The sequence below is a fragment of the Pseudomonas sp. FeS53a genome (assembly GCF_000931385.1).
Lineage (GTDB): Bacteria > Pseudomonadota > Gammaproteobacteria > Pseudomonadales > Pseudomonadaceae > Metapseudomonas > Metapseudomonas otitidis.
In genome coordinates this window covers 241310-265273 of the sequence record NZ_JYFT01000056.1, presented here as the reverse complement: position 1 = coordinate 265273, position 23964 = coordinate 241310, and the positions used below count along the sequence as shown (strand labels likewise).

At 62.3% G+C, this 23964-nt stretch carries 18 protein-coding genes, 5 tRNA genes and 1 pseudogene; 17 read left to right on the top strand and 7 right to left on the bottom strand.

What is annotated here, in order from left to right; all coding sequences use genetic code 11:
* The first annotated feature begins 82 nt into the window (after positions 1 to 82).
* From SZ55_RS27535 to SZ55_RS17035, 6 genes and pseudogenes are all read left to right on the top strand, one after another.
* Positions 83 to 1221 (top strand): annotated as a pseudogene (locus tag SZ55_RS27535) (IS3 family transposase).
* Between the two features lie 146 nt (positions 1222 to 1367).
* Entirely contained in the window at positions 1368 to 1652 is a 285-nt protein-coding gene (gene ihfB / locus SZ55_RS17050) for an integration host factor subunit beta (protein WP_044408715.1), read from the top strand.
* Between the two features lie 504 nt (positions 1653 to 2156).
* A complete protein-coding gene (locus SZ55_RS27530; protein WP_082078264.1) occupies positions 2157 to 3137 on the top strand; it encodes an NAD-dependent epimerase/dehydratase family protein in 981 nt (326 codons plus the stop codon).
* Positions 3137 to 4150, top strand: coding sequence for an MraY family glycosyltransferase (locus tag SZ55_RS17045; RefSeq protein WP_177329733.1), 1014 nt, complete (start codon positions 3137 to 3139; stop codon positions 4148 to 4150). Before SZ55_RS27530 ends, SZ55_RS17045 begins: the two co-directional genes overlap by 1 nt.
* Positions 4151 to 4189: 39 nt before the next feature.
* Complete coding sequence (locus tag SZ55_RS17040) at positions 4190 to 6187, top strand: polysaccharide biosynthesis protein (protein ID WP_044408712.1); 1998 nt, start codon at positions 4190 to 4192, stop codon at positions 6185 to 6187.
* 58 nt (positions 6188 to 6245) lie between these two features.
* Positions 6246 to 6563 (top strand): ComEA family DNA-binding protein, encoded by a 318-nt coding sequence (locus tag SZ55_RS17035; protein ID WP_044408709.1) that lies wholly within the window; start codon positions 6246 to 6248, stop codon positions 6561 to 6563.
* 133 nt (positions 6564 to 6696) lie between these two features.
* Here the strand turns inward: SZ55_RS17035 and SZ55_RS17030 are convergent.
* Both SZ55_RS17030 and SZ55_RS17025 read right to left on the bottom strand, forming a co-directional pair.
* Positions 6697 to 6772 (bottom strand) — tRNA-Asn (locus SZ55_RS17030).
* Positions 6773 to 6841: 69 nt separating this feature from the next.
* Positions 6842 to 8038 (bottom strand): amino acid aminotransferase, encoded by a 1197-nt coding sequence (locus SZ55_RS17025; protein ID WP_044408706.1) that lies wholly within the window; start codon positions 8036 to 8038, stop codon positions 6842 to 6844.
* 186 nt (positions 8039 to 8224) lie between these two features.
* On the opposite strand from SZ55_RS17025, the gene uvrB reads away from it, so the two are divergent.
* On the top strand, positions 8225 to 10240 hold the full coding sequence (gene uvrB / locus SZ55_RS17020; protein ID WP_044408703.1) for an excinuclease ABC subunit UvrB: 2016 nt from the start codon (positions 8225 to 8227) through the stop codon (positions 10238 to 10240).
* A gap of 7 nt (positions 10241 to 10247) precedes the next feature.
* Here uvrB and SZ55_RS17015 read toward each other — a convergent pair whose 3' ends face one another.
* Positions 10248 to 11744 (bottom strand): MDR family MFS transporter, encoded by a 1497-nt coding sequence (locus SZ55_RS17015; RefSeq protein ID WP_162484939.1) that lies wholly within the window; start codon positions 11742 to 11744, stop codon positions 10248 to 10250.
* A 62-nt stretch (positions 11745 to 11806) separates the two neighbouring features.
* Positions 11807 to 12844, bottom strand: coding sequence for an HlyD family secretion protein (locus SZ55_RS17010; RefSeq protein ID WP_044408700.1), 1038 nt, complete (start codon positions 12842 to 12844; stop codon positions 11807 to 11809).
* 104 nt (positions 12845 to 12948) lie between these two features.
* Here SZ55_RS17010 and SZ55_RS17005 point away from each other — a divergent pair, with 104 nt between their 5' ends.
* The 8 genes from SZ55_RS17005 to SZ55_RS16970 all read left to right on the top strand — a co-directional run bounded on the left by SZ55_RS17005 (position 12949) and on the right by SZ55_RS16970 (position 17436).
* Positions 12949 to 13872, top strand: a complete 924-nt coding sequence (locus SZ55_RS17005) for a LysR family transcriptional regulator (protein ID WP_044408697.1) — start codon at positions 12949 to 12951, stop codon at positions 13870 to 13872.
* A 25-nt stretch (positions 13873 to 13897) separates the two neighbouring features.
* The gene (gene gltX, locus SZ55_RS17000) at positions 13898 to 15382 is read left to right on the top strand and encodes a glutamate--tRNA ligase (RefSeq protein WP_044408694.1); all 1485 of its coding nucleotides are present in this window, start codon (positions 13898 to 13900) and stop codon (positions 15380 to 15382) included.
* A 232-nt stretch (positions 15383 to 15614) separates the two neighbouring features.
* Positions 15615 to 15690, top strand: a tRNA-Ala gene (locus SZ55_RS16995).
* Between the two features lie 45 nt (positions 15691 to 15735).
* Positions 15736 to 15811: transfer RNA gene (locus tag SZ55_RS16990), tRNA-Glu, on the top strand.
* Positions 15812 to 15861: 50 nt separating this feature from the next.
* Positions 15862 to 15937: transfer RNA gene (locus SZ55_RS16985), tRNA-Ala, on the top strand.
* Between the two features lie 66 nt (positions 15938 to 16003).
* A tRNA-Glu gene (locus SZ55_RS16980) sits at positions 16004 to 16079 on the top strand.
* Between the two features lie 272 nt (positions 16080 to 16351).
* Complete coding sequence (locus SZ55_RS16975; RefSeq protein WP_044408691.1) at positions 16352 to 16999, top strand: bifunctional 4-hydroxy-2-oxoglutarate aldolase/2-dehydro-3-deoxy-phosphogluconate aldolase; 648 nt, start codon at positions 16352 to 16354, stop codon at positions 16997 to 16999.
* Positions 16999 to 17436: an acyl-CoA thioesterase gene (locus tag SZ55_RS16970; RefSeq protein ID WP_044408688.1), complete on the top strand. Its 438-nt coding sequence runs from the start codon at positions 16999 to 17001 to the stop codon at positions 17434 to 17436. Before SZ55_RS16975 ends, SZ55_RS16970 begins: the two co-directional genes overlap by 1 nt.
* Positions 17437 to 17438: 2 nt before the next feature.
* Here SZ55_RS16970 and SZ55_RS16965 read toward each other — a convergent pair whose 3' ends face one another.
* Complete coding sequence (locus SZ55_RS16965) at positions 17439 to 17810, bottom strand: hypothetical protein (protein WP_052807621.1); 372 nt, start codon at positions 17808 to 17810, stop codon at positions 17439 to 17441.
* 132 nt (positions 17811 to 17942) lie between these two features.
* On the opposite strand from SZ55_RS16965, the gene SZ55_RS16960 reads away from it, so the two are divergent.
* The gene (locus SZ55_RS16960; protein WP_044408685.1) at positions 17943 to 18938 is read left to right on the top strand and encodes a tRNA dihydrouridine synthase; all 996 of its coding nucleotides are present in this window, start codon (positions 17943 to 17945) and stop codon (positions 18936 to 18938) included.
* Here SZ55_RS16960 and SZ55_RS16955 read toward each other — a convergent pair.
* Complete coding sequence (locus tag SZ55_RS16955; RefSeq protein WP_044408682.1) at positions 18896 to 19642, bottom strand: SDR family oxidoreductase; 747 nt, start codon at positions 19640 to 19642, stop codon at positions 18896 to 18898. The genes SZ55_RS16960 and SZ55_RS16955 overlap by 43 nt on opposite strands.
* Before the next feature lie 109 nt (positions 19643 to 19751).
* On the opposite strand from SZ55_RS16955, the gene SZ55_RS16950 reads away from it, so the two are divergent.
* Positions 19752 to 20207, top strand: a complete 456-nt coding sequence (locus SZ55_RS16950) for an Hsp20 family protein (RefSeq protein ID WP_044408679.1) — start codon at positions 19752 to 19754, stop codon at positions 20205 to 20207.
* A gap of 60 nt (positions 20208 to 20267) precedes the next feature.
* On the opposite strand, the gene SZ55_RS16945 is transcribed toward SZ55_RS16950, so the two are convergent.
* Positions 20268 to 23939 carry a PAS domain S-box protein gene (locus tag SZ55_RS16945; RefSeq protein WP_044408676.1) on the bottom strand — a complete coding sequence of 1224 codons (3672 nt, stop codon included), beginning with the start codon at positions 23937 to 23939 and terminating at the stop codon, positions 20268 to 20270.
* Between the last annotated feature and the right edge of the window lie 25 nt (positions 23940 to 23964).

Genomic DNA, 23964 nt, shown 5'->3' with positions numbered 1-23964 from the left:
GGTAGTTCATCGCAAGAAAAAGGCGACCTTCGGGTCGCCTTTTTCGTTTTTGGTTGTCCGGCCCTGAATAAAGTTTGCATCTTTGCCCTTATTTCAGGAGAGCCTCGATGGCAGAAGAAGGTATCCGTCGAGTCAGCGTAACTACACACAGGCTTTAAGCTGGCAGTGGTCGATCAGGCCGAAAAAGGCGAAATGAGCTACAAGGAGGCTCAGACTCGCTACGGCAAGCATGGCCGGCAGGACTGGAGTTAGGGGGGGGCTCCATCGATCTCCCAGGAGCAAGTCGATGTCCGGGCCCAGCCTGCCACTGACGCCGGAACAGCGCATCAAGGGGGGGTAGCAGTAGTTGGAGGTCGTGAGTCAGAAGGCCCAGTTCCTCGAGGTGGTCGTGAATGTACTGGCATATCCGTTGAAAAAAGCCTCTCGGCAAATCCTCACGCGAAGGCAAGTCCCAGCGCTGAGCGTTAGCAGGGCTTGTCAGTTCATGAGCTTGAGTCGCCAAGCTTATTACCAGCGCAACCGCTCGGCGGACCGGCGCTCCGAGCAGGGTTCGCTGATTGCTCAGGTCATTCGTGAGGTACGGATGCGGCAGCCCCGTCTGGCGACGGACGCCGTTCCGCGTGGGGCGGGATCGCCTGTTTCGGGTGCTGGCAGAGCATCGCCTGCTGGCCAAGCCCAGTGCGCGTACCGCAAGGTCATCCACAGCTTTCACCGGTTCTATCGTTATTCGAATCTGCTCAAGCCTGGGCCGCAGCAGGTGTTGCCCTGCGCCCCTGAGTAGGTATGGGGGCGGACATTACCTATTTGCCGAGTCAGGGCGCACCGATGCCTACTTGCGCGAGATCGTCGGCCATCACTTCTACGACAACCTGCATGCCGAGTCGGTGGCTCGAGCCTACAGCCAGGCGCTTCGGTACCGCACGACGTGTAACCCCCTTGGCGCATCACTCCGACCGAGGCATGCAGTGCTACTCGGGACTGTACCAACGCCTGCACGCGCAGCACAGGGCAACCTGCTCGATGACCGATAGTCACGACTGTTACCAGAATGCGCTGGCTGAGCGCGTCAACGGCATCCTGAAGAACGTGTTGCTGGAGCATCCTCCTAGCCCTCTGACAGGCGCGCCGCATGGTGTGCGAGGCTGTCGATATCTATAACCGGAGCAGCCTCACCTAGCCCTGAAATACAAAACGCCCGATGCGGTGCATCGGGCGCTTTGAGGTCTGGAGCTTCGTCTGAGGGGTGTAAGCCTATTTCAGGACTGGACAGTTGTCTTCGTATGTCCCAGTAGGGCTATTCAAAAATCTGGTTGCGTGCTAAAACCGTTCAGTGCTGATCTAGCCGCTTGATATAGAAGGGAAAAACCATGACCAAGTCGGAGTTGATCGAACGAATCGTCACTCATCAGGGGCAGCTTTCCTCTAAGGATGTTGAGCTCGCTATCAAAACCATGCTTGAGCAGATGTCCCAGGCATTGGCGACTGGTGATCGTATTGAAATACGAGGGTTTGGTAGTTTTTCCCTGCACTTTCGTGCTCCGAGGGTGGGGCGTAATCCTAAGACAGGGGAGTCGGTTCGACTCGACGGGAAGTTTGTGCCTCATTTCAAGCCAGGCAAGGAGTTGCGTGATCGAGTTAATGACGACGAGTAAGGTTTTCTGTCGCACCCCTGGTGTTTTTGTTTGCTGGTTTCCGATGTAAATCACTTATAAAGTTTTTCTCTAACTCTCTCTCGAAGAGTGTCGTGGCACTTTAAGGTGCGTGCTGAGTTTTTATAAATTGCGTTTAATGAAAGTGCATTTTAAGAATCTTGTGCTGGACGTTGCTTTTGCTTCTCGATATTGAGCCATAGTGCCTGCTCTGTTGGGCGACTTCGGCACCTGCCGTTCTTGAAACGAGGGATAGATCAAAAGCGATCAAGTTACCAGCTCGTTTCCGTATTTTCAGGCGTCGCGAGCACCTCACGGCATGCTGCTCCTGCATTATAAGCGCGCCTCGGCTGTATTCATCACTCCATCCCCAGGGCTGACGGAGCAGGTGGCTGTTTTGTGATTCGCGTGGATGGAAAAATGAAATTCTTGGCAGTGTCATCGTCGCTGTACGAAAATTGTTTTTTGCCCATATTTTCTGGGTGCTAATTTTTAGGGGGGGTTATAATGGCTGAGTGCGCTAAAGTTTTGGTCACAGGGGCAACCGGCTTTATTGGTTCTGGTTTAGTAATGCGTTTGGTTGCTGATCCTCGGTGGCAGGTGATTGTATCGGTTCGCAGTCATTGTGTTTCGCCTGCTCCGGGTGTCGAGGTGTTTCCGGTCGGTAATATCGGGTCCGATACCGACTGGTCGAGGGCTTTGAGTGGCGTAGATGTCGTGGTCCACACGGCGGCTGTTGCCCATGTCCGTAACGTCGGTGTGGGTGATCAACTTGCGCGCTTGCGCATGACTAACGTCGATGGTGCGCTCCGCCTAGCGAGGCAGGCTTTGGCAGCAGGTGTTCGGCGTTTCGTGTTCATCAGTTCGATTGGTGTAAATGGCACAGATGCTGCGCATCAACCGTTCAACGAACTGTGTCCGCCAGAGCCTCATGCGGCTTATGCGGTTTCCAAGCTTGACGCTGAGCGGGCCTTGCAGGACCTGTTTGCTGGTACCACTACAGAGTTAGTGATCATTCGTCCGCCGTTGGTCTATGCCGCGCATGCTCCTGGAAACTTCAAGTGGCTGCTGCGGATTGTGGATTGGGGCCTGCCTTTGCCATTTGCGCAGGTAGCTAACTCGCGGAGCATTATAGCTCTGGAGAATCTTGTCGATATTATCTGCTGTTGCCTTACCCATCCTGCGGCGGCAAATGAGCTGTTCGTGGTCGCGGATGGCTCCCCGGTTTCGACTGCCGACATGGTCCGGTACCTAGCCGTTGGAATGGGTAAGCGCGGGCGCCTATTTTCGTTTCCAGCGGCACTGATTGCGTCGGTCTGTCGGGCGTTGGGGGTAGGGGGTATTTACACTCAGTTGTTCGAGTCGCTGACTGTAGATGGTTCTAAGGTACGCCGACTATTATGTTGGAAACCGCTTATCAGTACCGAGTCCGGGTTGATCCAGGCGGGTAGGGCGTATCGGCGTATGCGTTCGTCAAAGAAGGATTGATGATTGTGGTTTTGTGGGTTTTACCCGTTGTTATGGTCATTTCCCTTGGTATCACCGGATTGATGCGTCGCTATGCTTTGGCGCGCAGCATTATGGATATACCCAACTCTCGTAGCTCACATTCCGCACCGACACCACGCGGTGGCGGAATAGCCATCGTGTTGAGCTTCCTGGTTGCCCTGCCTTTGCTCACGCTAGCGCTGGGGTTACCTTGGGGAGTGCCCCTGGCGTTGCTGGGGGCAGGGGCTTTGGTAGCGATAGTTGGCTTTCTCGATGACCATGGGCATATTGCAGCACGCTGGCGCCTGCTCTTTCATTTTGGTGCTGCAGTGTGGGCGCTGGTATGGCTAGGAGGGCTGCCGCCTGTGCAGCTTCTCGGTGCCTCTGTGGGTCTTGGATGGATTGGTCATATATTGGCGGTGTTCTATCTGGTTTGGTTACTCAATCTCTATAACTTCATGGATGGCATCGACGGTATCGCCGGAGTCGAGGTGATTACTGTGTGCCTGGGCGGGGCGTTGCTCTACTGGCTGAAAGGATATGCCGATCTTGCCGTCTTTCCATTGCTTTTGGCGGCTGCGAGTGCTGGGTTTCTGTATTGGAATTTTCCGCCAGCGAAGATTTTCATGGGCGACGCGGGAAGTGGGTTCCTAGGAATCAGCCTGGGTGTTTTGTCGCTGCAGGCCGCAGCATCCGATGCTGCGTTGCTCTGGGCGTGGCTGATCATGCTCGGGGTCTTCATCGTGGATGCGACCTACACGCTGCTGAGGCGCTTGCTACGTGGTGACAAGGTCTACGAGGCTCATCGCAGCCACGCCTATCAGTTTGCATCACGGCGCTTCGGTCGGCATTTGCCAGTTACTCTGGGGGTGATGACTATCAATCTTGTCTGGCTGTTGCCGTTAGCGCTCTGGGTTGGTGTGGGCGGGTTGAGTGGTATTGTTGGTCTGACCCTGGCCTATGTGCCGCTACTGGGATTAGCGGCTAAGTTTCGCGCTGGTTCTTCGGAGTGAAGGGCCCGTCTTTATACAGATCAAAAACCTGGAAGCCTCATGAAGTGGTTACGTAGCTATTTGCTCGGTCTCTCTCGTCGCCAGAAGCGCCTGTTGCAAGTTGCTGTCGATGTAGTTTTACTTTGGGTTTCCTTGTGGTTGTCATTCGCCATTCGGTTGGGAGTTGATGACGCCGCCAATCCACTCGGAAGCCACCTGTGGCTGTTTCTCGCCGCGCCCTTGATCGCTATTCCTATCTTCACGCGCATGGGTTTGTATCGCGCCGTGATGCGTTACTTCGGCAACGATGCACTTATTACCATTCTCAAGGCGGTGACGCTGTCTTCTGCTGGATGGGCACTATTCGCTTACTGGGTGCGCGAGCCTAGTGTGGTTGTACCGCGTTCGCTTGTTTTCATCTATTGGTGGATGTCGCTGATGCTCGTCGGAAGCCTGCGGTTGCTGCTACGTCAGTTCTTCATGGGGGGCTGGTATGCCGTGAAGGCCCAGATGCGCCATGGGAGCCAGTTGCCAAAGGTAGCGATTTATGGTGCTGGTGCGGCTGGCAACCAGTTGCTTGCTGCATTACGAATGGGGCGCTCGATACGTCCCGTCGCATTCATAGATGACGATGACAGTATCTCGGGTAGGGTGATCGCGGGCCTTAAGGTGTACAAGCCCCGAGACATTGAGCAGATGATCAATGAGACGGAGGTGGAAGAGGTACTGCTGGCTCTTCCGTCGGTATCGCGCTCACGGCGTCGCGAGATTCTACATTCGCTGGAGCCCTATCCACTGCATGTGCGTACCATTCCCGGCTTCATGGACCTAGCGAGCGGACGAGTCAAGGTCAATGACTTGCAGGATGTTGATATCATAGACCTGTTGGGGCGAGATGCGATACCGCCTCGCCAGGAGCTTTTTGAGCGTTGTATCCGTGGACAGACCGTAATGGTCACTGGTGCCGGTGGCTCGATTGGTTCGGAACTGTGCCGTCAGATTCTTATGTCAGGTGCGACCACGCTGATCTTGTTCGAGCACAGTGAATTCAATCTTTATAGTATTCAGAGTGAGCTTGAAAGGAGCATTCGTCGGCACTCCCTATCAGTCCGCTTGGTGGGCATTCTCGGCAGCATTCGCAATAGCTCGCGTTTGTTGGATGTGATGTGTACTTGGAGGGTAAAGACTGTCTACCATGCAGCCGCCTACAAGCACGTTCCGATTGTTGAACACAACGTCGCTGAGGGTGTGCTCAACAATGTACTGGGCAGTCTGAATACCGCTCAGGCTGCTATCCAGTCGGGCGTGGAGCATTTCGTGTTGATCTCCACCGATAAGGCGGTGCGACCCACCAATGTCATGGGCAGTACTAAACGTCTCGCGGAAATGGTGCTGCAGGCGTTGAGCTGCGAAGCGGCACCTGTGTTGCTTAACCAGGGGGCACGCAGCAATCAAAACAAGACACGGTTCACTATGGTTCGATTCGGTAATGTGTTGGGATCGTCCGGCTCGGTGATTCCCTTGTTCCGTGAACAGATCAAGCGAGGCGGGCCGGTCACAGTAACTCACCCCAATATCACCCGTTACTTCATGACGATCCCTGAGGCTGCCCAATTGGTCATTCAGGCGGGATCGATGGGGCAGGGTGGGGATGTATTCGTTCTTGACATGGGGCAGCCGGTCAAGATTGCCGAGCTGGCAGAAAGGATGATTCGTTTATCGGGGCTCAGTGTCCGTAATGAAGATGACCCCAGCGGAGATATCTCCATTGAGTTCACTGGGTTACGCCCGGGTGAGAAGCTCTATGAGGAGCTGCTTATTGGTGAGAATGTCAGCACGACCGACCATCCAATGATCATGCGGGCTAATGAGGAGCATCTGCCTTGGGAAGATCTAAAGACTGTTATTGAGCGCCTGCTAGATGCCGTCGAAAGAGAAGATTACAGGGTGGTTCGTCAAATCCTACGCGAGACCGTAAATGGTTACTCTCCGCAGGAGGAAATTGTTGACTGGATCCATCAGCAACGAGAAGTTGAGTCTACGCTCCCGAATGACTAGCTTGGCTCGGCGGATTAAGGAATACCGCCCACACGTTAGCCACATGGAGATTTAAGTGATGATGCTCGTACGGGTTCTTTCCCTGCTGTTCGTACTTCTCGGCTTCGCTGGTTCTGCTATCGCTGTTGAGGCGCCAGCCAAGGATGAGCCATCGAAAGCGGCGGCCCAGCAGGTGACAAAGAAAGTAGACATCAACAAAGCCGATGCCGCTACCTTGCAGGATGCAATGGTTGGAGTCGGTGAGATGAAGGCCAAAGCCATAGTGGCTTACCGGGAGGCCAACGGTGCTTTTTCCTCCGTGGACGATCTCCTGCAGGTAAAGGGGATCGGTGCAAAGACTCTGGAGGCTAACCGCGACAGACTCGTTGTTGAATGAGCGTCGTGATCAAAAAGGGAGCCGGCTTATAGCCGGCTTTTTTGCGCCTGCACTTTGTAGCGTAATGCGAGGCTGGTACGAATCGGGTGCATAAACGAAAAAGCCCCCGGCACATACCGAGGGCTTTTGAATTTGGCTCCGCGACCTGGACTCGAACCAGGGACCCAATGATTAACAGTCATTTGCTCTACCGACTGAGCTATCGCGGAACAACGGTGCGTATCTTACTGATTAGAAAGGAGAAGTCAAGCACCTGGCTTGAGCTTCTCCTGCCTTGCTCAGAGCACTTGGGTGATGGCGTGGGTGATGCTGTCCAAGTTGCTGCCGTTCAGTGCAGCTACGCAGATGCGACCAGTGCTGACGGCGTAGATGCCGAACTCGTTCTTCAGGCGCTCGACTTGCTCTGCAGTAAGACCGGAGTAGGAGAACATGCCGCGCTGGCGAGCAACGAAGCTGAAGTCGCGCTTGGCGCCTTGGGCGGCGAGTTGCTCGACCATGGCGAGGCGCATGCTATGGATTCGGCTGCGCATCTCGGCGAGCTCGGCTTCCCACATGGCGCGCAGTTCATTGCTGTTCAGCACGCCGGCTACCACGGTGGCACCGTGGGTCGGTGGGTTGGAGTAGTTGGTGCGGATGACGCGCTTGACCTGGGACAGGACGCGGCCGGCCTCTTCCTTCGAGCTGGTGACGACAGACAGCGCGCCAACACGTTCACCGTACAGCGAGAACGACTTGGAGAAGGAGCTGGACACGAAGAACTGCAGCCCGGATTCGGCGAACAGGCGGACAGCGAAGGCGTCTTCGTCGATACCTGCACCAAAACCCTGGTAGGCGATGTCCAAGAACGGAACGTGCTCGCGTTCGCGCAGGACTTCCAGTACCGCCTTCCAGTCATCCAGTTCCAGGTCGACGCCGGTCGGGTTGTGGCAGCAAGCGTGGAGGACCACGATGGAGCGCGCGGGCAGGGCTTTGAGGTCTTCCAGCAGGCCGGCGCGGTTTACGCCATGGGTAGCTGCATCGTAGTAGCGGTAGTTCTGGACCGGGAAGCCGGCGGACTCGAACAGCGCACGGTGGTTTTCCCAGCTCGGATCGCTGATGGCCACAACGGCGTCGGGCAGCAGGCGCTTGAGGAAGTCTGCGCCGGTTTTCAGCGCGCCGGTGCCGCCTACAGCCTGGGTCGTGACGACACGGCCTTCAGCCAGCAGTTGGGAGTCGGCGCCGAAGAGCAGCTTTTGCACGGCCTGGTCGTAGGCGGCAATGCCTTCGATCGGCAGGTAGCCGCGGGGTGCATGGGCTTCGATGCGGGCTTTTTCGGCTTCGGCTACGGCGCGGAGCAGGGGGATACGGCCTTGCTCGTTGTAGTAGACGCCTACGCCGAGGTTCACCTTCGTGGGGCGGGTATCGGCGTTGAATGCTTCGTTAAGGCCCAGGATCGGGTCGCGTGGGGCCATTTCGACAGCAGAAAACAGACTCATGATGCGGCTGCTCGAGGAGAGGGAAGGGGAGGGGGCCTGAGCAACCCCGAGCGTCTGCATTGGGGTTGCGCAATCGGGCCGGTATTATAGCGGTCACGGTCGCCAGGGGCGACATCAAACGCCCGCTTTTCGCCAGTTTTGACGCCCTCTGCGCGAGGGGGTCACATCGCAAGTCCGAGGATCGCCATGTCAGACTTTCAGCTCGTCACGCGTTTCCAGCCCGCCGGCGACCAGCCCGAGGCCATCCGTCAGATGGTGGAGGGCCTGGAAGCGGGCCTTTCGCACCAGACTCTGCTGGGCGTGACCGGCTCCGGCAAGACCTTCAGCATCGCCAATGTGATCGCCCAGGTGCAGCGGCCCACCCTGGTTCTGGCGCCCAACAAGACCTTGGCAGCCCAGCTTTACGGTGAGTTCAAGGCCTTTTTTCCGAACAATTCCGTCGAGTACTTCGTCTCGTACTACGACTATTACCAGCCTGAGGCCTACGTCCCGTCCTCGGACACCTACATCGAGAAGGATGCCTCGATCAACGACCACATCGAGCAGATGCGCCTCTCGGCGACCAAGGCGCTGCTGGAGCGACCGGACGCGATCATCGTGGCCACCGTGTCCTCGATCTATGGCCTGGGTGACCCCGCGTCCTATCTGAAGATGGTGCTGCACCTGGACCGTGGCGACCGCATCGACCAACGCGCCTTGCTTAGGCGCCTGGCGGATCTGCAGTACACCCGCAACGACATGGATTTCGCCCGCGCCACCTTCCGGGTGCGTGGTGATGTGATCGACATCTTCCCCGCCGAGTCGGACCTGGAGGCCATCCGCGTCGAGCTGTTCGACGACGAGGTCGAGAGCCTTTCCGCGTTCGACCCGCTCACCGGCGAGGTGATCCGCAAGCTGCCCCGCTTCACCTTCTACCCCAAGAGCCACTACGTCACGCCGCGCGAGACGCTGCTCGAGGCGGTAGAGAAGATCAAGGAGGAGCTCAAGGAGCGGCTGGAGCAGTTGCGTGGCGCCAACAAGCTGCTGGAGGCCCAGCGACTGGAGCAGCGCACCCGCTTCGACTTGGAGATGATTCTCGAGCTGGGCTACTGCAACGGTATCGAGAACTACTCCCGCTACCTGTCCGGGCGTGATCCCGGGCAGGCACCGCCCACCCTGTATGACTACCTCCCGCCGAATGCCCTGCTGGTGATCGACGAATCCCACGTCACCGTCCCGCAGATCGGCGCCATGTACAAAGGCGACCGTTCCCGCAAGGAAACCCTGGTGGAGTACGGCTTCCGCCTGCCGTCCGCCCTGGACAACCGTCCGATGCGCTTCGATGAATGGGAGCTGATGGCGCCGCAGACCATCTTCGTCTCGGCCACGCCGGGGCCTTACGAGGGTGAACATGCCGGTCGCGTGGTCGAGCAGGTGGTGCGCCCCACCGGCCTGGTGGACCCTGAAATCGAAGTGCGGCCGGCCGCGACCCAGGTGGACGATCTGCTCTCGGAGATCCGCAAGCGCGTCGCGCTGGACCAGCGCGTCCTGGTTACCACCCTGACCAAGCGAATGGCGGAGGACCTCACCGACTACCTGGGGGACCACGACGTTCGCGTGCGCTACCTGCATTCCGACATCGACACCGTCGAGCGGGTCGAGATCATCCGCGACCTGCGCACCGGCGCCTTCGATGTACTGGTGGGGATCAACCTGTTGCGCGAAGGCCTGGACATGCCCGAGGTGTCGCTGGTGGCCATCCTGGATGCGGACAAGGAGGGCTTCCTGCGTTCGGAGCGCTCATTGATCCAGACCATCGGCCGCGCCGCGCGGAACCTGCACGGCCGCGCGATTCTCTATGCCGACAACGTCACGGGATCGATGCAGCGGGCAATCGACGAGACCGAGCGTCGCCGTGCCAAGCAGATCGCCTTCAACGAGGCTCACGGCATCGTGCCCAGGGGCGTCCAGAAGGACATCAAGGACATCCTCGAAGGCGCGACCGTACCGGGGGCGCGCAGCAACAAACGCAAAGCCCAGGCCAAGGCGGCCGAAGAGAGTGCCCGCTACGAGGCCGAACTGCGCTCGCCCAGCGAGATCAACAAGCGCATCCGGCAGATGGAAGAGAAGATGTTCCAGCTCGCCCGCGATCTGGAGTTCGAGGCCGCTGCGCAGCTGCGGGACGAAATCCAGAAGCTGCGCGACCTGCTGCTGAAGGTCTGATCGGGTATCAGTGGGCCGCAGCGCCGGCCCCGCTGCCACCGGTCGGCAGGCTGCGGGTCAGCAGCACGGCAATCATGCTGACCCCGAGGGCGATGCCGATGAAATGGAAGGCGTCGTTGTACGCCATGATTGCCGCCTGCTGGTGGGCGATCTCGCTCAGCTTGCCCAGCGCCGCCTGATCGCTGCCGAGCTTCTCGGAAAGCAGGGCGAGGCGCTCTGCGACCTGGGGATTGCTGGGCACCAGGGATTCACGCAGGTAGTCGAAGTAGACCTTGGCGCGGCTGTCCAGCAGCGTAGCCAGCAGGGCGATGCCGATGGCGCCGCCCAGGTTGCGCAGAATGTTGAACAGGCTGGAAGCCGAGCCGGCATCCTGGGGCAGGATGTAGGCGGTGGCGATCAGCGAAATGGTCACCATGACCAGGGGCTGGCCCAGGGCACGAATGATCTGGATATGGTTGAACTGCGGACCGGCAAAGTCCGGATTGAGAACGCCCGAGGCGAAGCTGGCCGCGCCGAACAACCCAAAGCCGATGGCGCACAGCAGCTTCGGCGAAATGATCTTCATCAGCTTGGGCACCAGCGGGATCAGGAACAGCTGGGGCACGCCCATCCACATGATCACCTCGCCGATCTGCAGGGCGTTGTATCCCTGGATCTGCGCCAGGTAGAGCGGCAGCACATAAATGGATCCATAGAGCCCCACGCCCAGGCCCAGGCTGGAGATGCTGCTGAGCCCGAAATTGCGGTTGGCCAGGATGCCCAGGTTGATCAGCGGGTTGGGGCGCGAGAGCTGCAGGATGACGAACAGCACCAGGCTCACCAGGGCGATGCTGCCCAGGCCGACGATCAGGTTCGATTCCAGCCAGTCCTTGCGATGCCCCTCTTCGAGGAACACCTGCAGGCAGCCCAGTCCCATGCCGAGGGTGACGATGCCGGCGTAGTCCGTGCGCTTGAGCAGTTCCCAGTGGGGCGCCTTCTTTTCCAGGCCGTACATCAGGCCGGCGATCATCAGCAGGCCCGGGGGCACGTTGATGTAGAAGATGTATTCCCAACCGAAGTTTTCGGTGAGCCAGCCCCCCAGCGTCGGGCCGATGGAAGGCGCGAAGGTGGCGGTGATGGCGAACAGCGCCATGCCCTTGGCGCGGTGGTGTTCCGGCAGCTTGATCAGCGTCAGGGTGAAGGCCAGGGGTATCAGTGCCCCGCCGGTGAAGCCCTGCATGGCACGGAAGACGATCATGCTCTCCAGGTTCCAGGCCAGGGAGCAGAGCAGCGAGGAGGCGAGGAAGCCCAGGGAAACCCACACGGCCAGCCGGCGTGCCGAAAGCAACTGCACCAGCCAGGCGGTGAGGGGAATCATGATGATCTCGGCCACCAGGTAGGAGGTGGAGATCCACGAGCCTTCTTCCAGCGTGGCCGACAGCGCGCCCTGTATGTCCTTGAGCGAAGAGTTGGTGATCTGGATGTCCAGCACCGCCATGAAGGCGCCGAGCATGGCGCTCATCACGGCGATCCAGTCTCGTCGGCTGGGCTCGCCGGTGGGGCGCAGCAGCGCGTCAGCGGCCACGATCATTCATCCCGCTGGATGGAGACCTTCACCAGCACCGACATGCCGGGGCGGATGCGGCCTTTCAGGGGGCTTTCGCGGTCGAAGGTAATCTTCACCGGGATGCGCTGCACCACCTTGGTGAAGTTGCCGGTGGCATTGTCCGGCGGCAGCAGGCTGAACTGCGCGCCGGAGGCGGCGAACAGGCTGTCCACGCGGCCTTCGATCGGCGTGCTGGGGAAGCTGTCGAACACCAGTTCCACCTTCTGGCCAGGCTGCATGTGTTCGATCTGGGTTTCCTTGAAGTTGGCCTGCACCCAGATGTCCTGGTCCGGTACTAGGGACATCAGGTGGGCACCCACCTGCACGTACTGGCCGTTGCGTGCCGCACGCTGGCCGACGAAGCCGTCGATGGGGGCGCGGATCTCGGTGCGTGCCAGGTTCAGTTCGGCCTGGGCGATGTCTGCCCGGGCGGTGGCGATCTGTGCCTCGAGGCGCTTGATGTCGGCGCGCAGGGCGTCGGTCTGCACGCGCTGGGCCTTGAGGTCGGCTTCGGCCTTGGCCAGTTGCGAGCGGGCGACGCGGGAGTCGGCCGAGAGGGTGGTGACGCGCTCTTCCGACACGTAGCCGGGTTTGCGCAAGGTCTGGGCGCGGGACAAGTCGATCTGGGTGCGGCCCAGGGTGGCCTGGCTCGCGGAGACATCCGCCTCGCTGGCGGCGATCAGGCTGGACTGCTGGGTGAGTTTGCTCTGGGCCTGGGCCAGTTCGGCCTCGCGGGTCGCCAGGGTGGCCTGGGCACGCTCAAGGGCGACGCGGAAGTCTGCCGACTCCAGGCGCACCAGCAGGTCCCCTTTCTTGACGGCCTGGTTGTCCCCCACCAGCACTTCTTCTATACGCGCGCCCAACTGACTCGAGACCCGGGTGATTTCGCCCTGGACATAGGCATTGTCCGTGCTCTCCAGGAAGCGGCCGATCAGCAGCCAATGCGCGAAGAAACCACCGGCCACCAGCACCAACAGCGTCAGGAAGATGAACAGGCGGCGTTTCAACGGGGCAGGCATGGGCAGACTCGAATCTGTGATCAAAGACGCGGGAATCTAGCACTGTTCCAGTCAGGCAAGTAGCCAGTACACTTCGTAAACTTTGTTGCTTATGGGGAACAATAATGGGGCTGGATGATGCGCTGATCTTCACCCGTGTCGTGGAGTTGCACAGTTTTACCCAGGCGGCACACAGCCTGGGCATGCAGAAGTCCACGGTGAGCCGGCGCATCGCACTGCTGGAGGAGCGGCTTGGGGTGCGCCTGCTCAACCGCACCACCCGCAAGCTGCGGCTCACGGAAGTGGGGCAGGCGTACTACGACCGGTGCCGCCAGATCATGCTCGACTTCGCCGAGGCCGAGCAGGCAGTGATGCAGCTGCAGCAGGCACCGTCCGGATTGTTGCGTATCACGGCCCCCATCGAGTTCGGCCAGATGTTCCTCGGCCGGGTGCTCGGGCAATTCATGAGCCAGTACCCGCAGATCACCGCCCAGGTGGAGCTCACCTCCCGGGAAGTGGACCCGCTGGAGGAGGGGGTGGACATCGCCATCCTGGTGGGCCAGCCGCAGGACTCGAGCCTGATCGCCCGCAAGTTGTTCGAGGCCGGACGACGCCTATGCGCCAGCCCGGCCTACCTGGCGGCCCATGGCGTGCCGCGTACGGCCGAAGACCTGGCCCAGCACCGCGCCGTGCTCCTGCCCATCGACTCCCAGCGTTACTGGCCGCTGCTGGATACGTCCGTGCCCTGCCAGCGGGTGCTGCACTGCAACAACATCACCTTCGCCCGCGAGGCGGTGCTGGGGGGCGCGGGCATTGCCTCGCTGCCGCTGATGATCACCGAGCAGGCGGTGCGCCGTGGGGAACTGGTCGAGCTGTTGCCTGGGATTCCACTGCCCAGTGGCGAGATCTACGCCGTCTACCCCTCGCGGCGATTCCAGGCGATGAAGGTCAAGGCCTTCCTGGATTTCCTCATGGCCCGGTTGGCCATGGAGGAGGAGGCCGCGTGGCTGGAGCCCGCCGGCTCGCGCCTGCTAACATCGCGCCCTTGACCGTTCCTCTGTATCAGGACCTTCCATGACCACTGTCCGCACCCGCATCGCGCCGTCGCCCACCGGTGACCCGCACGTCGGTACCGCCTACATCGCCCTCTTCAATCTCTGCTTCGCCCGTCAGCACGGTGGCCAGTTCATCCTGCGCATCGAGGACACGGACCAGTTGCGTTCCACCCGCGAGTCCGAGCAGCAGATCTTCGACGCCCTGCGCTGGCTGGGCATCGAGTGGGACGAGGGCCCGGATGTGGGCGGCCCGCATGGCCCGTACCGCCAGAGCGAGCGCGGCGAGATCTACAAGAAGTACGCCCAGGAGCTGGTGGACAAGGACCATGCCTTCCCCTGCTTCTGTACTGCCGAGCGCCTGGACAAGCTGCGTGCCGAGCAGACCGAGCGCAAGGAAACCCCGCGCTACGACGGCCACTGCATGCACCTCCCCCGCGAGGAGTCGGCCAAGCGCATCGCTGCGGGCGAGCCCCATGTGATCCGCATGAAGATGCCCACCGAGGGCGTCTGCGTGGTTCCGGACATGCTCCGTGGCGACGTCGAGATCCCGTGGGACCGCATGGACATGCAGGTGCTGATGAAGACCGATGGCCTGCCCACCTACTTCCTGGCCAACGTGGTCGATGACCACCTGATGGGCATCACCCACGTGCTCCGTGGCGAGGAGTGGCTGCCGTCGGCGCCCAAGCTGATCAAGCTCTACGAGTATTTCGGCTGGGAGCAGCCCACGCTCTGCTACATGCCGCTGCTGCGCAACCCGGACAAGAGCAAGCTCTCCAAGCGCAAGAACCCGACCTCTATCACCTTCTATGAGCGCATGGGCTACCTGCCCGAGGCGATGCTCAACTACCTCGGCCGCATGGGCTGGTCGATGCCGGACGAGCGCGAGAAGTTCTCCCTGGCGGAAATGATCGAGCACTTCGACCTGTCGCGCGTCTCCCTCGGTGGCCCGATCTTCGACCTGGAGAAACTCTCCTGGCTCAACGGCCAGTGGATTCGAGAGCTGCCGGTGGAGCGCTTCGCGGCTGAGGTGCAGAAGTGGGCACTGAATTCCGACTACCTGATGAAGATCGCTCCCCACGTACAGGGGCGGGTCGAGACCTTCAGTCAGATCGCCCCGCTGGCCGGCTTCTTCTTCGCCGGTGCGCTGCCCCTGGATGCATCGCTGTTCGAACACAAGAAGCTCGCGCCCGACCAGGTGCGTCAGGTGCTGCAACTGGTGCTGTGGAAGCTGGAATCGCTGCGTCAGTGGGAGAAGGATCGCATCACCGCTTGCATCCAGGCTGTGGCCGAACACCTCGGGCTGAAGCTGCGCGATGTCATGCCGCTGATGTTCCCGGCCATCACCGGGCAATCCAGCTCGGTCTCGGTGCTGGATGCCATGGAGATCCTCGGTGCCGATCTCACCCGTTTCCGTCTGCGCCAGGCGCTTGAGCTGCTTGGGGGCACGTCTAAGAAGGAAACCAAGGAGTGGGAGAAGATCCGCGACGCCATTCCAGGCTGAGTGATCAAGTACCGAAGAGGCCCGCCTGATGCGGGCCTTTTCGTATGTGCGGGCAGGGTGGTGGCTTCGGTTTTACCGGGCGGCAATGGCAGAGGCGGGTAAGTGTTTGTTCTGCCGACGAAAAATTTTYGATTTCGATGAAAAAATTTGTTGACGACCTCCAGGGTCGCCCTTAATATGCGCCCCGTCTTCGCGACGAACTGAACGTAGCGAAGTGATCCAGCGGTACTTTGGGGCTATAGCTCAGCTGGGAGAGCGCTTGCATGGCATGCAAGAGGTCGACGGTTCGATCCCGTCTAGCTCCACCAATTTACCGGAATGTGAAGCGCACGCTTCATGTTCGCGAAGGTTAAGTCCCCTTCGTCTAGTGGCCTAGGACACCGCCCTTTCACGGCGGTAACAGGGGTTCGAGTCCCCTAGGGGACGCCACTTTCCAGCAGCGATTGCCGCCAGGCAGATCGCGCACCGAAGCGGTTTTCGGGGCTATAGCTCAGCTGGGAGAGCGCTTGCATGGCATGCAAGAGGTCGACGGTTCGATCCCGTCTAGCTCCACCAAATCTGATGCGTCGAGCATCAAATCCAAGGCCAGCGCTTAGCTGGCCTTGCTTTTCGAAGGTTACTGTCCCCTTCGTCTAGTGGCCTAGGACACCGCCCTTTCACGGCGGTAACAGGGGTTCGAGTCCCCTAGGGGACGCCACTTTTCCCGCTCTGCGGGGTTTCAAGGGTCATTCCGTCATGGAGTGGCCCTTTTGTTTTTGGGCCTGAAAAAATTCCTCCCTTCCCTCGTGCCTTTGGCCGGCTGGCCCTTGGCGGCGGCCTGCTCGTGCAGGAAGATGGCAGCCCATTGGCGGCCGCCGTGACCGGCTGAGTGCTGTTCGCTTCCAAGGAACACGTCGGCCCGGTGTCGGTCGACATCTGGAATGGCCGGCCCGGTGGGCCGTGGCATCTGCATTGAGGGGATAGAGGCAAATGAGTCTGACGATGGATGTGGTGTTGCGCAGGGCGCGCCCCGTCTTGCCGGTGCTGGTGATCGAAGACACCGCCCTGGCGCTGGACCTGGCCGGTGCGCTGAGTGCCGGTGGGGTCGAGGTGCTGGAGGTGACCTTGCGTACGCCGCGTGCGCTGGACGCGGTCGCGGCGATCCGCAAGGAGTTCCCGGACCTGCTGGTGGGAGCGGGCACGCTGATTCACACCGAGCAGTTCCTGGAGGTTCGTGATGCCGGTGCGCATTTTGCCGTAAGCCCGGGCTGCACCGAGCGCCTGGCCGCCGCTGCCGAGGACTCCGGCCTGCCTTACCTGCCCGGTGTCATGACACCCTCCGAGGTGCTGCTGGCGCTGGAGTACGGCTACCGCTCGCTGAAGCTGTTCCCCGCCAACGGCAATGCCAGCGTGAAGATGCTCAAGAGCCTGAAGGGGCCCTTCACCGGCATCCGCTTCTGCCCCACCGGCGGCGTCACGCCGGACAACCTGCTGAGTTTTCTGCAACTGCCCAACGTCGCGTGCGTGGGCGGCACCTGGATCGCGCCGTCGAGCCTGATCCGCGCCCGCGCCTGGGACCAGATCACCCAGCTGGCGCGAGAGGCCCGGGAGCTGGTGCACAAGGCGGAGCACGGCTGATGAACTGGGACCGACCCCATCCATTCGTGATCGACCTGGTCGTGGCGGCCGATGACATCGACGGCCTCGGCCACGCCAACAACGCCGTCTATGTCAGCTGGCTGGAACGCTGTGCCTGGCGCCACTCCCAGAGCCTGGGCCTGGACCTGGCCGAATACCGTCGCCTCGACCGCGCCATGGCGGTGGTGCGCCACGAGATCGACTACCTGGCCGCCGCCTATGAAGGGCAGGCGCTGCAGATGGGCACCTGGATCGTCGAATCGGACCAGCGCCTGAAGATGGACCGCTGCTTCCAGCTGATCCGCCCCGAAGATGGCGCGACGCTCCTGCGTGCGCGCACCACCTTCGTCTGCATCGAGCTATCGACCGGTCGGCCCAAGCGCATGCCCGTCGAGTTCGTAGAGGGTTACGGCCGGGCGCTGCTGCCGGCCGATTGAACTCATTCCAGGGCGGGCGCCAGGTACAGCTCCGTCGGGCTTTGCATGATGCGCAGGCTGCGGTGCTCCCCCGGTTGCAGGAGGATCGATTGCGGCCGCCCAACCGGGCCGGCGCTGCAGTAACCCGAAGGCGTTTGCCGCAAGGCCAGCACCTGCTCGCCTGCCGGTACCTCCAGTACCACCGCCTGTCCCGGCGCGAGCTGCGCCACGGCCTCATCCCGCAGGTAGAGGTTGATGTCGCAGGCGTTCGCGGCGTTTTCGTCCCGGCGGACTTCCAGTTCGGCCAGAGCGTCCAGCGCAGGCAGCAGCGCGTCCGCAAAGCTGGTGGCGGCCGCGGTCAGGCAGCAGGCGAGGGCTAGGCAGGATGCTTTCATAAGGCGGCTCGCGGTTCTGGTCCTGCGGTTTGGACCACGGACGAGCGGCTTCGGCTCCCGCCCATTCAAGGGTTCTAACCCTCGGGGCCGCCCATTACACTACGCGCCCCTCAACACACCCCTTCAGCTCCTATGCAAATCGCCTTGGCACCCATGGAAGGCCTGGTCGACGAAATCCTGCGTGACGTCCTCACCCGCGTGGGCGGCATCGACTGGTGCGTCACCGAGTTCATCCGCGTGTGCGACCGCTTGTTGCCCGCTACCACCTACCAGAAGCTGGCGCCTGAGCTGGCCGACGGTGCACGTACCCGTGCAGGCACGCCCATGCGGGTGCAGTTCCTCGGCTCGGACCCGGTGTGCCTGGGCGAGAACGCTGCCTTTGCCTGCGAGCTCGGAGCGCCGGTCATCGACCTGAACTTCGGTTGCCCGGCCAAGACGGTGAACAAGTCCCGGGGTGGTGCCGTCCTGCTCAAGGAGCCCGAGCTGCTACATGCCATCGTTTCCGAGGTGCGGCGCGCGGTACCGGCGGCCATTCCGGTGACGGCGAAGATGCGCCTGGGTTACGACAGCCCCGAGGTCGCTCTCGACTGTGCCCGCGCGCTGGCCGACGGCGGTGCCCAGCAGATCGTGGTCCACGCCCGTACCAAGGTGGAGGGTTACAAGCCGCCTGCCCACTGGGAGTGGGTCGCGCGGGTGCAGGACGTGGTGCACGTGCCGGTGTTCGCCAACGGCGAGGTGTGGACCCTGGACGACTGGCGACGTTGCCGGGAGGTGAGCGGGGTGGAGGACATCATGCTTGGTCGCGGCCTGGTTTCGCGGCCCTCGCTGGCCCGGCAGATCGCAGCCGTGCGCGATGGTCGCGAGCCGGAGGAGATGAGCTGGGAAGCGTTCTTCCCGCTGCTGCAGGACTTCTGGCGCCAGGCCCGGCACAAGCTCGCGCCGCGCTACGCCCCCGGCCGTCTCAAACAATGGGTGGGCATGCTGACCCGGACCTACCCCGAGGCGGTGGCGCTGTTCGCCGAGATCCGCCGGGAGCATGACTGCCTGCGCATCGACAGCCTGCTGGGCTGCGATCTGCTCGCGATTCAGCGGCCGCCCGAAACGTCCAGAATGGCGCCGGTGGTGTAGGACGCCTCGTCGCTGGCCAGCCACAGGATGGCCGCTGCAATTTCCTCCGCTTCGCCCCCGCGCTTCATCGGCACGCTGTGGCGCACCCGTTCGATCCGGTCGGGCTCGCCGCCGCTGGCATGGATGTCGGTGTGGATCACCCCCGGGCGAACCGCGTTGACCCGGATGCCCTCGCCGGCCAGTTCCTTCGCCATGCCCAGGGTCATGGAGTCGATGGCACCCTTGGCGGCGGCATAGTCGATGTATTCATCGGGAGCGCCGATACGGGCTGCCACCGAGGACAGGTTGACGATGGCGCCACCGGTGCCGCCGTGCCGGGTCGACAGGCGGCGGATGGCCTGCTTCGCACACAGGAAGCTGCCTATCACGTTGGCCCGCAGGACGCGCTCGAAGCGGGCTGCGTCCATCGCCTCCAGGCGCATCTGCCGCTCCAGCATGCCGGCGTTGTTCACCAGCACGTCCAGCCGGCCGAACGCCTCGTCCAGGCGCTGGAACATCTGCTCGACCTGTTCTTCGACGCCCACGTCGGCCTGGATCGCCAACGCTTTGCCGCCCGCCGCGCATATGGCATTGACCAGCGCTTCGGCTTCTTCGCGCCGCTCCCGGTAGTTGATGCCCACGGCGTAGCCGCGTTGCGCGGCGAGATGTGCCGTGGCAGCACCGATGCCACGACTGGCTCCCGTGACGAGCATGACCTTGCGCATGATTTGCCCCCTTGAAAAGTTTCGGCCTGTCCCTATCTAGGGTACTGCGGGATGCCGAAGTCGGGTCCCGCACCCGTAGAACCCTTGCTGATCTATTCAGGAGAACACTATGAGCACTGCATTTTCCCTGGCCCCCCTGTTCCGCCATTCCGTGGGTTTCGACCGCTTCAACGACCTGTTCGAGTCGGCCCTGCGCAACGAAGGGGGCAGCAGCTACCCGCCCTACAACGTCGAGAAGCATGGCGATGACCAGTACCGCATCGTGGTCGCGGCCGCCGGCTTTCAGGAAGACGACCTCGAACTGCAGGTCGAGCGTGGCGTGCTGACCGTCAGCGGTGGCAAGCGCGACAAGGGCCCCGAGAGCAGCGTGACCTACCTGCACCAGGGCATCGCCCAGCGCGCCTTCAAGCTGTCGTTCCGCCTGGCCGACCACATCGAGGTGAAGGGTGCGTCGCTGCAGAACGGCCTGCTCAACATCGACCTGGTGCGTGTCGTGCCGGAAGAGGCCAAGCCCAAGCGCATTCCCATCGGTGGCAATGGCGGGCCGGCCATGCTGGAGCACTGATCGACTCCTGGCCATGTGAAACAAGGGCGCCCGAGTGGCGCCCTTTTTCTTGTCCGGGAATCAGGCGTTGGCGGCCGTCGCCGGTTTGAGCAGCGTGCGAAAGGCGGAGAAGGGCAGGGGGCGGCTGAACAGGTAGCCCTGATAGAGGTGGCAGCCCTGCTGCTCGAGAAACTCCAGCTGCTCGGGCTGCTCCACGCCTTCGGCCACCATGCCCAGGCCGAGGCTGCGTGCCATGGCAACGATGGCGCGGATAATCTCGGCGTCATTGGGGTCGTTGGTGGCGTCGCGGACGAAGGACTGGTCGATCTTCAGCACGTCCACCGGCAGGCGCTTGAGGTAGGTGAGGGACGAATACCCCGTGCCGAAGTCGTCCATGGCGAAGCTCACGCCGAGCTTCTTCAGCCGGCGCATCTTGCCGATGGTGTCGTCGATGTTCTGGATCACGATGCCCTCGGTCACTTCCAGCTTGAGGAGGCGGCGGGGCAGGTGGCTGTTGCTCAGGCTCTTCTCGATGCGCTCGACGAAATCGTTCTGGCGGAACTGCCTCGGGCTGATGTTGACGCACAGGCTGAAGTCGCTCGGGTCGATCAGGCCATCGGCGATCAGCGTGGCGCAGTTGCGACAGGCTTCCTCCAGTACCCAGCTGCCGACTTCGAGGATCTGCCCGCTCTCCTCCAGCACCTGGATGAACTGACCCGGTGACTGCGGCCCGAGGGTCGGGTGTACCCAGCGCAGCAGCGCTTCGGCGCCGACGATGCGGTTGCTGCGGGCGTCCACCTGGGGCTGGTAGTGCAACTCGAACTCGCTGCGGGCGAGCGCCAGGCGCAGGTCGTTCTCCAGGCGCAGTCGCTCGCTGGCCGCTTCCTGCATGGTGGAGCGGAACAGCTGGATGGCGTTGCGCCCGGAGTCCTTGGCCCGGTACAGCGCGATGTCGGCGCGCTTGAGCAGGTCGGCCGGGGTCTGGCCGTGGTCCGGGATCAGCGCAATACCGATGCTCGGCGTCACCTGCAGGTGGTGGCCGTCCAGCAGCATCGGCTCGGCCAGCAGCTTGCGCAGCTTGTCGGCGATCTGGCGGACCTGGCGGGTCACTTCCGAGCGCTTGCCCTCCAGGCCACTGAGCAGCACCACGAACTCATCGCCGCCCAGGCGGGCTACGGTGTCCTCCAGGCGCACGCTGGCTTCGAGGCGTGCAGTGACCATCTTCAGCACGGCGTCGCCCACCGGGTGGCCGAGGGAATCGTTGATGTGCTTGAAGTGGTCCAGGTCGAGGAAGAGCAGGGCGCCGCGCAGATCGTGCCGCTTGAGCAGGGCGATCTGCTGGGTGAGGCGGTCCATCAGCAGGGCGCGGTTGGGCAGGTTGGTCAGCGGGTCGTGGTAGGCCAGGTGGTGGATCTGCTCTTGAGCGTCCTTCAGGGCGCTGATGTCCCGCGCGGTGAGCAGCAGGCAGGCCTTGCCGTCCAGCTCGATACGCTCCACCGACACTTCCACCGTCTTGGTGTGCCCGTCGCGGTGGCGGCCGACCATTTCCAGGTGCAGCGCGCGGCCGTCGCGGTCCAGCACTTCCAGCAGCCGCCGGCGCTCGGCCGGGTCCGACCAGATCTGCATTTCGCCGGCGGTACGGCCGATCACCTCCTCGGCGCTGTAGCCGGTGAGGCGGCAGAAGCCTTCGTTGACCTCGATGTAGCGGCCGCTTTCCAGCTCGGTGATGGTGATGGCGTCCGGCGAGCTGTGGAACGCCTTGGCGAACTTCTCCTGGCTGGCCTTGAGCGCGGCTTCCGCCTGCTTGCGCTCGGTCACGTCGCGGAAGGTGGTGGTGATGCACAGCTGCCGTTCGACGCGGATGAAGCGGCTGGAGACCACGCAGGTGATCGGCTCGCCGGAGTGCTTCAGGTAGTGCACCTCGACGTTGTCCAGGCCCTTGTCCCGCATCAGTTGGGCGGAGAGTTGCTCGCGCTGTTCCAGGTTGGCCCAGAAGCGGATCTCGGGGGCGCAACGGCCGACGATCTCTTCCGGTTTCCAGCCGAACACGTCGGTGAAGCTGGGGTTGATCTCGATGAAGGCGCCGTCACGCAGGCGGGTGACGCAGATCGGGTCCGGGCTGGCCTGGAACAGGGTGGAGAACTTTTCCTCCGAGGCAGCCAGGCGCTGCTCGCGGCGCACGCGCTCGGTGATGTCCATGAGGGTGCCCGCCATGCGCAGTGGTGCGCCGTTGGCATCGCGGTAGAGCTTGGCGGTGCTCTCCAGGTAATGCACCTCGCCATTGGCGAAGCGCGAGCGGTAGATCAGCTGGTAGCGCGTCTGCTGGCCGTCCTGCAGCTCCTGGTAGGCCTTGCGCATCGTCCGGCGGTCCTCGGCGGGAACGCTGGCGAAGAACAGGTGGAAGTCGCCGTCGAAGGGTTCCGGTGCCAGCCCGTGGAGGGCCGAGGCCCGTGCCGAGCCATACAGCCGCCCGCTGGGGATGTGCCAGTCCCAGGTGCCCAGGTCGGCTGACTCCAGCGCCAGCGCCAGGCGTTCCTGGCTGTCACGCAGGGCACGCTCCTGGGCGCGTACGGCGGTGATGTCGCGCACGGTGAGGACCAGGCAGTCGCGCCCCTGCAACTGGATCTGGTCGCCGTAGATCAGGTTGGTGCTGGTGGTGCCGTCGCGGTGGCGGAGTTCCACTTCCACGCCCATCAGCCGGCCGTTGTCGTCCTGGCCGAGGAGCATCTGCCGGCGCTGCGCGGGGTCGATCCACAGGCCCAGCTCGGTGGAGGTGTGGCCGATGGTCTCGGCGTTGGTCCAGCCGAACTGCCGGGCGAAGCTGGGGTTGGCCTCAATGAACAGCCCGCTCTCGCGCTCGGTGATGACGATGGCATCCGGTGAGCTGTGAAAGGCCTTGGCGAACTTTTCCTCGCTGGTGCGCAGGGCGGCTTCGGCCTGCCGACGCTCGGTGGTGTCGAGGAAGGTGCTGATGAAGAAGGCCTCGCCGTCCAGCTCCACGTACTGGGTGGACAGCACGCCATCCAGCAGGCGGCCGTCACGGGTGCGCAGTTGCACTTCCTGCACCACGGGCTCGCTGGAGCCGGGGCCGATGCGATAGAGGTGCTCGCGCTGGCGGGTGTCGACCCAGAGGCCCAACTCCAGTGCGTTGCGCCCGATCACCTCGCAGGAGGGCCAGCCGAACAGCGTTTCGAAGTGCTGGTTGGCCTCGGTGATCCGGCCGTCCTTCACGCGCACCAGCATCACCACGTCCGGGCTGAGCTGGAACAGGGTGGAGAAACGCCGTTGCGAGCTGGCCAGGGCCTCGTCGCGCTCCTGCTGGGCGGTGACGTCGCGGATCACGCCGATGACATGGCGACGGCCATCGTCGTCCTGCTGCAGGCTGCCGCTGATCTCCAGCCAGTGCAGGCTGCCGTCCGGCCAGCGGATGCGGTGCCGGTAGGCGTGGGAGATGGGGCGGTTCTCCAGTACCAGCCTGAACAGCCCGATGATCCGTTCGCGGTCGTCCTCCGGGATCAGCTCCATGTAGTCGACCCGCTGCGCCAGCGGTACCCGCGGATCGAAGCCGAACAATGCCTGGGCACCCCGTGACCAGTTGACCCGGCCGCTGGCCAGGTCCCAGTCCCACGCCCCCAGCCGTGCGCCGTTGAGCGCGGCGATCAGTCGCGGGGCGTCCTGCCAGCTCTGTTCGAACTCGACCGGGTCCAGGGCTGGAATGAAGGGCAGCGGGGGGCTATCGGAAGATTGGGTCATGGCGCCTGGGTCTGTCAGGAGGGTA

Coding starts and splice junctions, on each gene's coding strand:
- SZ55_RS17025 (WP_044408706.1), bottom strand. CDS start 8,038: ATGAGTCTGTTTTCTGCTGTCGAAATGGCCCCACGCGACCCGATCCTG.
- SZ55_RS17010 (WP_044408700.1), bottom strand. CDS start 12,844: ATGCCTGCCCCGTTGAAACGCCGCCTGTTCATCTTCCTGACGCTGTTG.
- SZ55_RS16970 (WP_044408688.1), top strand. CDS start 16,999: ATGAACTGGGACCGACCCCATCCATTCGTGATCGACCTGGTCGTGGCG.
- SZ55_RS16955 (WP_044408682.1), bottom strand. CDS start 19,642: ATGCGCAAGGTCATGCTCGTCACGGGAGCCAGTCGTGGCATCGGTGCT.
- gltX (WP_044408694.1), top strand. CDS start 13,898: ATGACCACTGTCCGCACCCGCATCGCGCCGTCGCCCACCGGTGACCCG.
- SZ55_RS17045 (WP_177329733.1), top strand. CDS start 3,137: ATGATTGTGGTTTTGTGGGTTTTACCCGTTGTTATGGTCATTTCCCTT.
- SZ55_RS16965 (WP_052807621.1), bottom strand. CDS start 17,810: ATGAAAGCATCCTGCCTAGCCCTCGCCTGCTGCCTGACCGCGGCCGCC.
- ihfB (WP_044408715.1), top strand. CDS start 1,368: ATGACCAAGTCGGAGTTGATCGAACGAATCGTCACTCATCAGGGGCAG.
- SZ55_RS17005 (WP_044408697.1), top strand. CDS start 12,949: ATGGGGCTGGATGATGCGCTGATCTTCACCCGTGTCGTGGAGTTGCAC.
- SZ55_RS27530 (WP_082078264.1), top strand. CDS start 2,157: ATGGCTGAGTGCGCTAAAGTTTTGGTCACAGGGGCAACCGGCTTTATT.
- SZ55_RS16960 (WP_044408685.1), top strand. CDS start 17,943: ATGCAAATCGCCTTGGCACCCATGGAAGGCCTGGTCGACGAAATCCTG.
- SZ55_RS16975 (WP_044408691.1), top strand. CDS start 16,352: ATGAGTCTGACGATGGATGTGGTGTTGCGCAGGGCGCGCCCCGTCTTG.
- SZ55_RS17040 (WP_044408712.1), top strand. CDS start 4,190: ATGAAGTGGTTACGTAGCTATTTGCTCGGTCTCTCTCGTCGCCAGAAG.
- SZ55_RS16945 (WP_044408676.1), bottom strand. CDS start 23,939: ATGACCCAATCTTCCGATAGCCCCCCGCTGCCCTTCATTCCAGCCCTG.
- SZ55_RS17035 (WP_044408709.1), top strand. CDS start 6,246: ATGATGCTCGTACGGGTTCTTTCCCTGCTGTTCGTACTTCTCGGCTTC.
- SZ55_RS16950 (WP_044408679.1), top strand. CDS start 19,752: ATGAGCACTGCATTTTCCCTGGCCCCCCTGTTCCGCCATTCCGTGGGT.
- uvrB (WP_044408703.1), top strand. CDS start 8,225: ATGTCAGACTTTCAGCTCGTCACGCGTTTCCAGCCCGCCGGCGACCAG.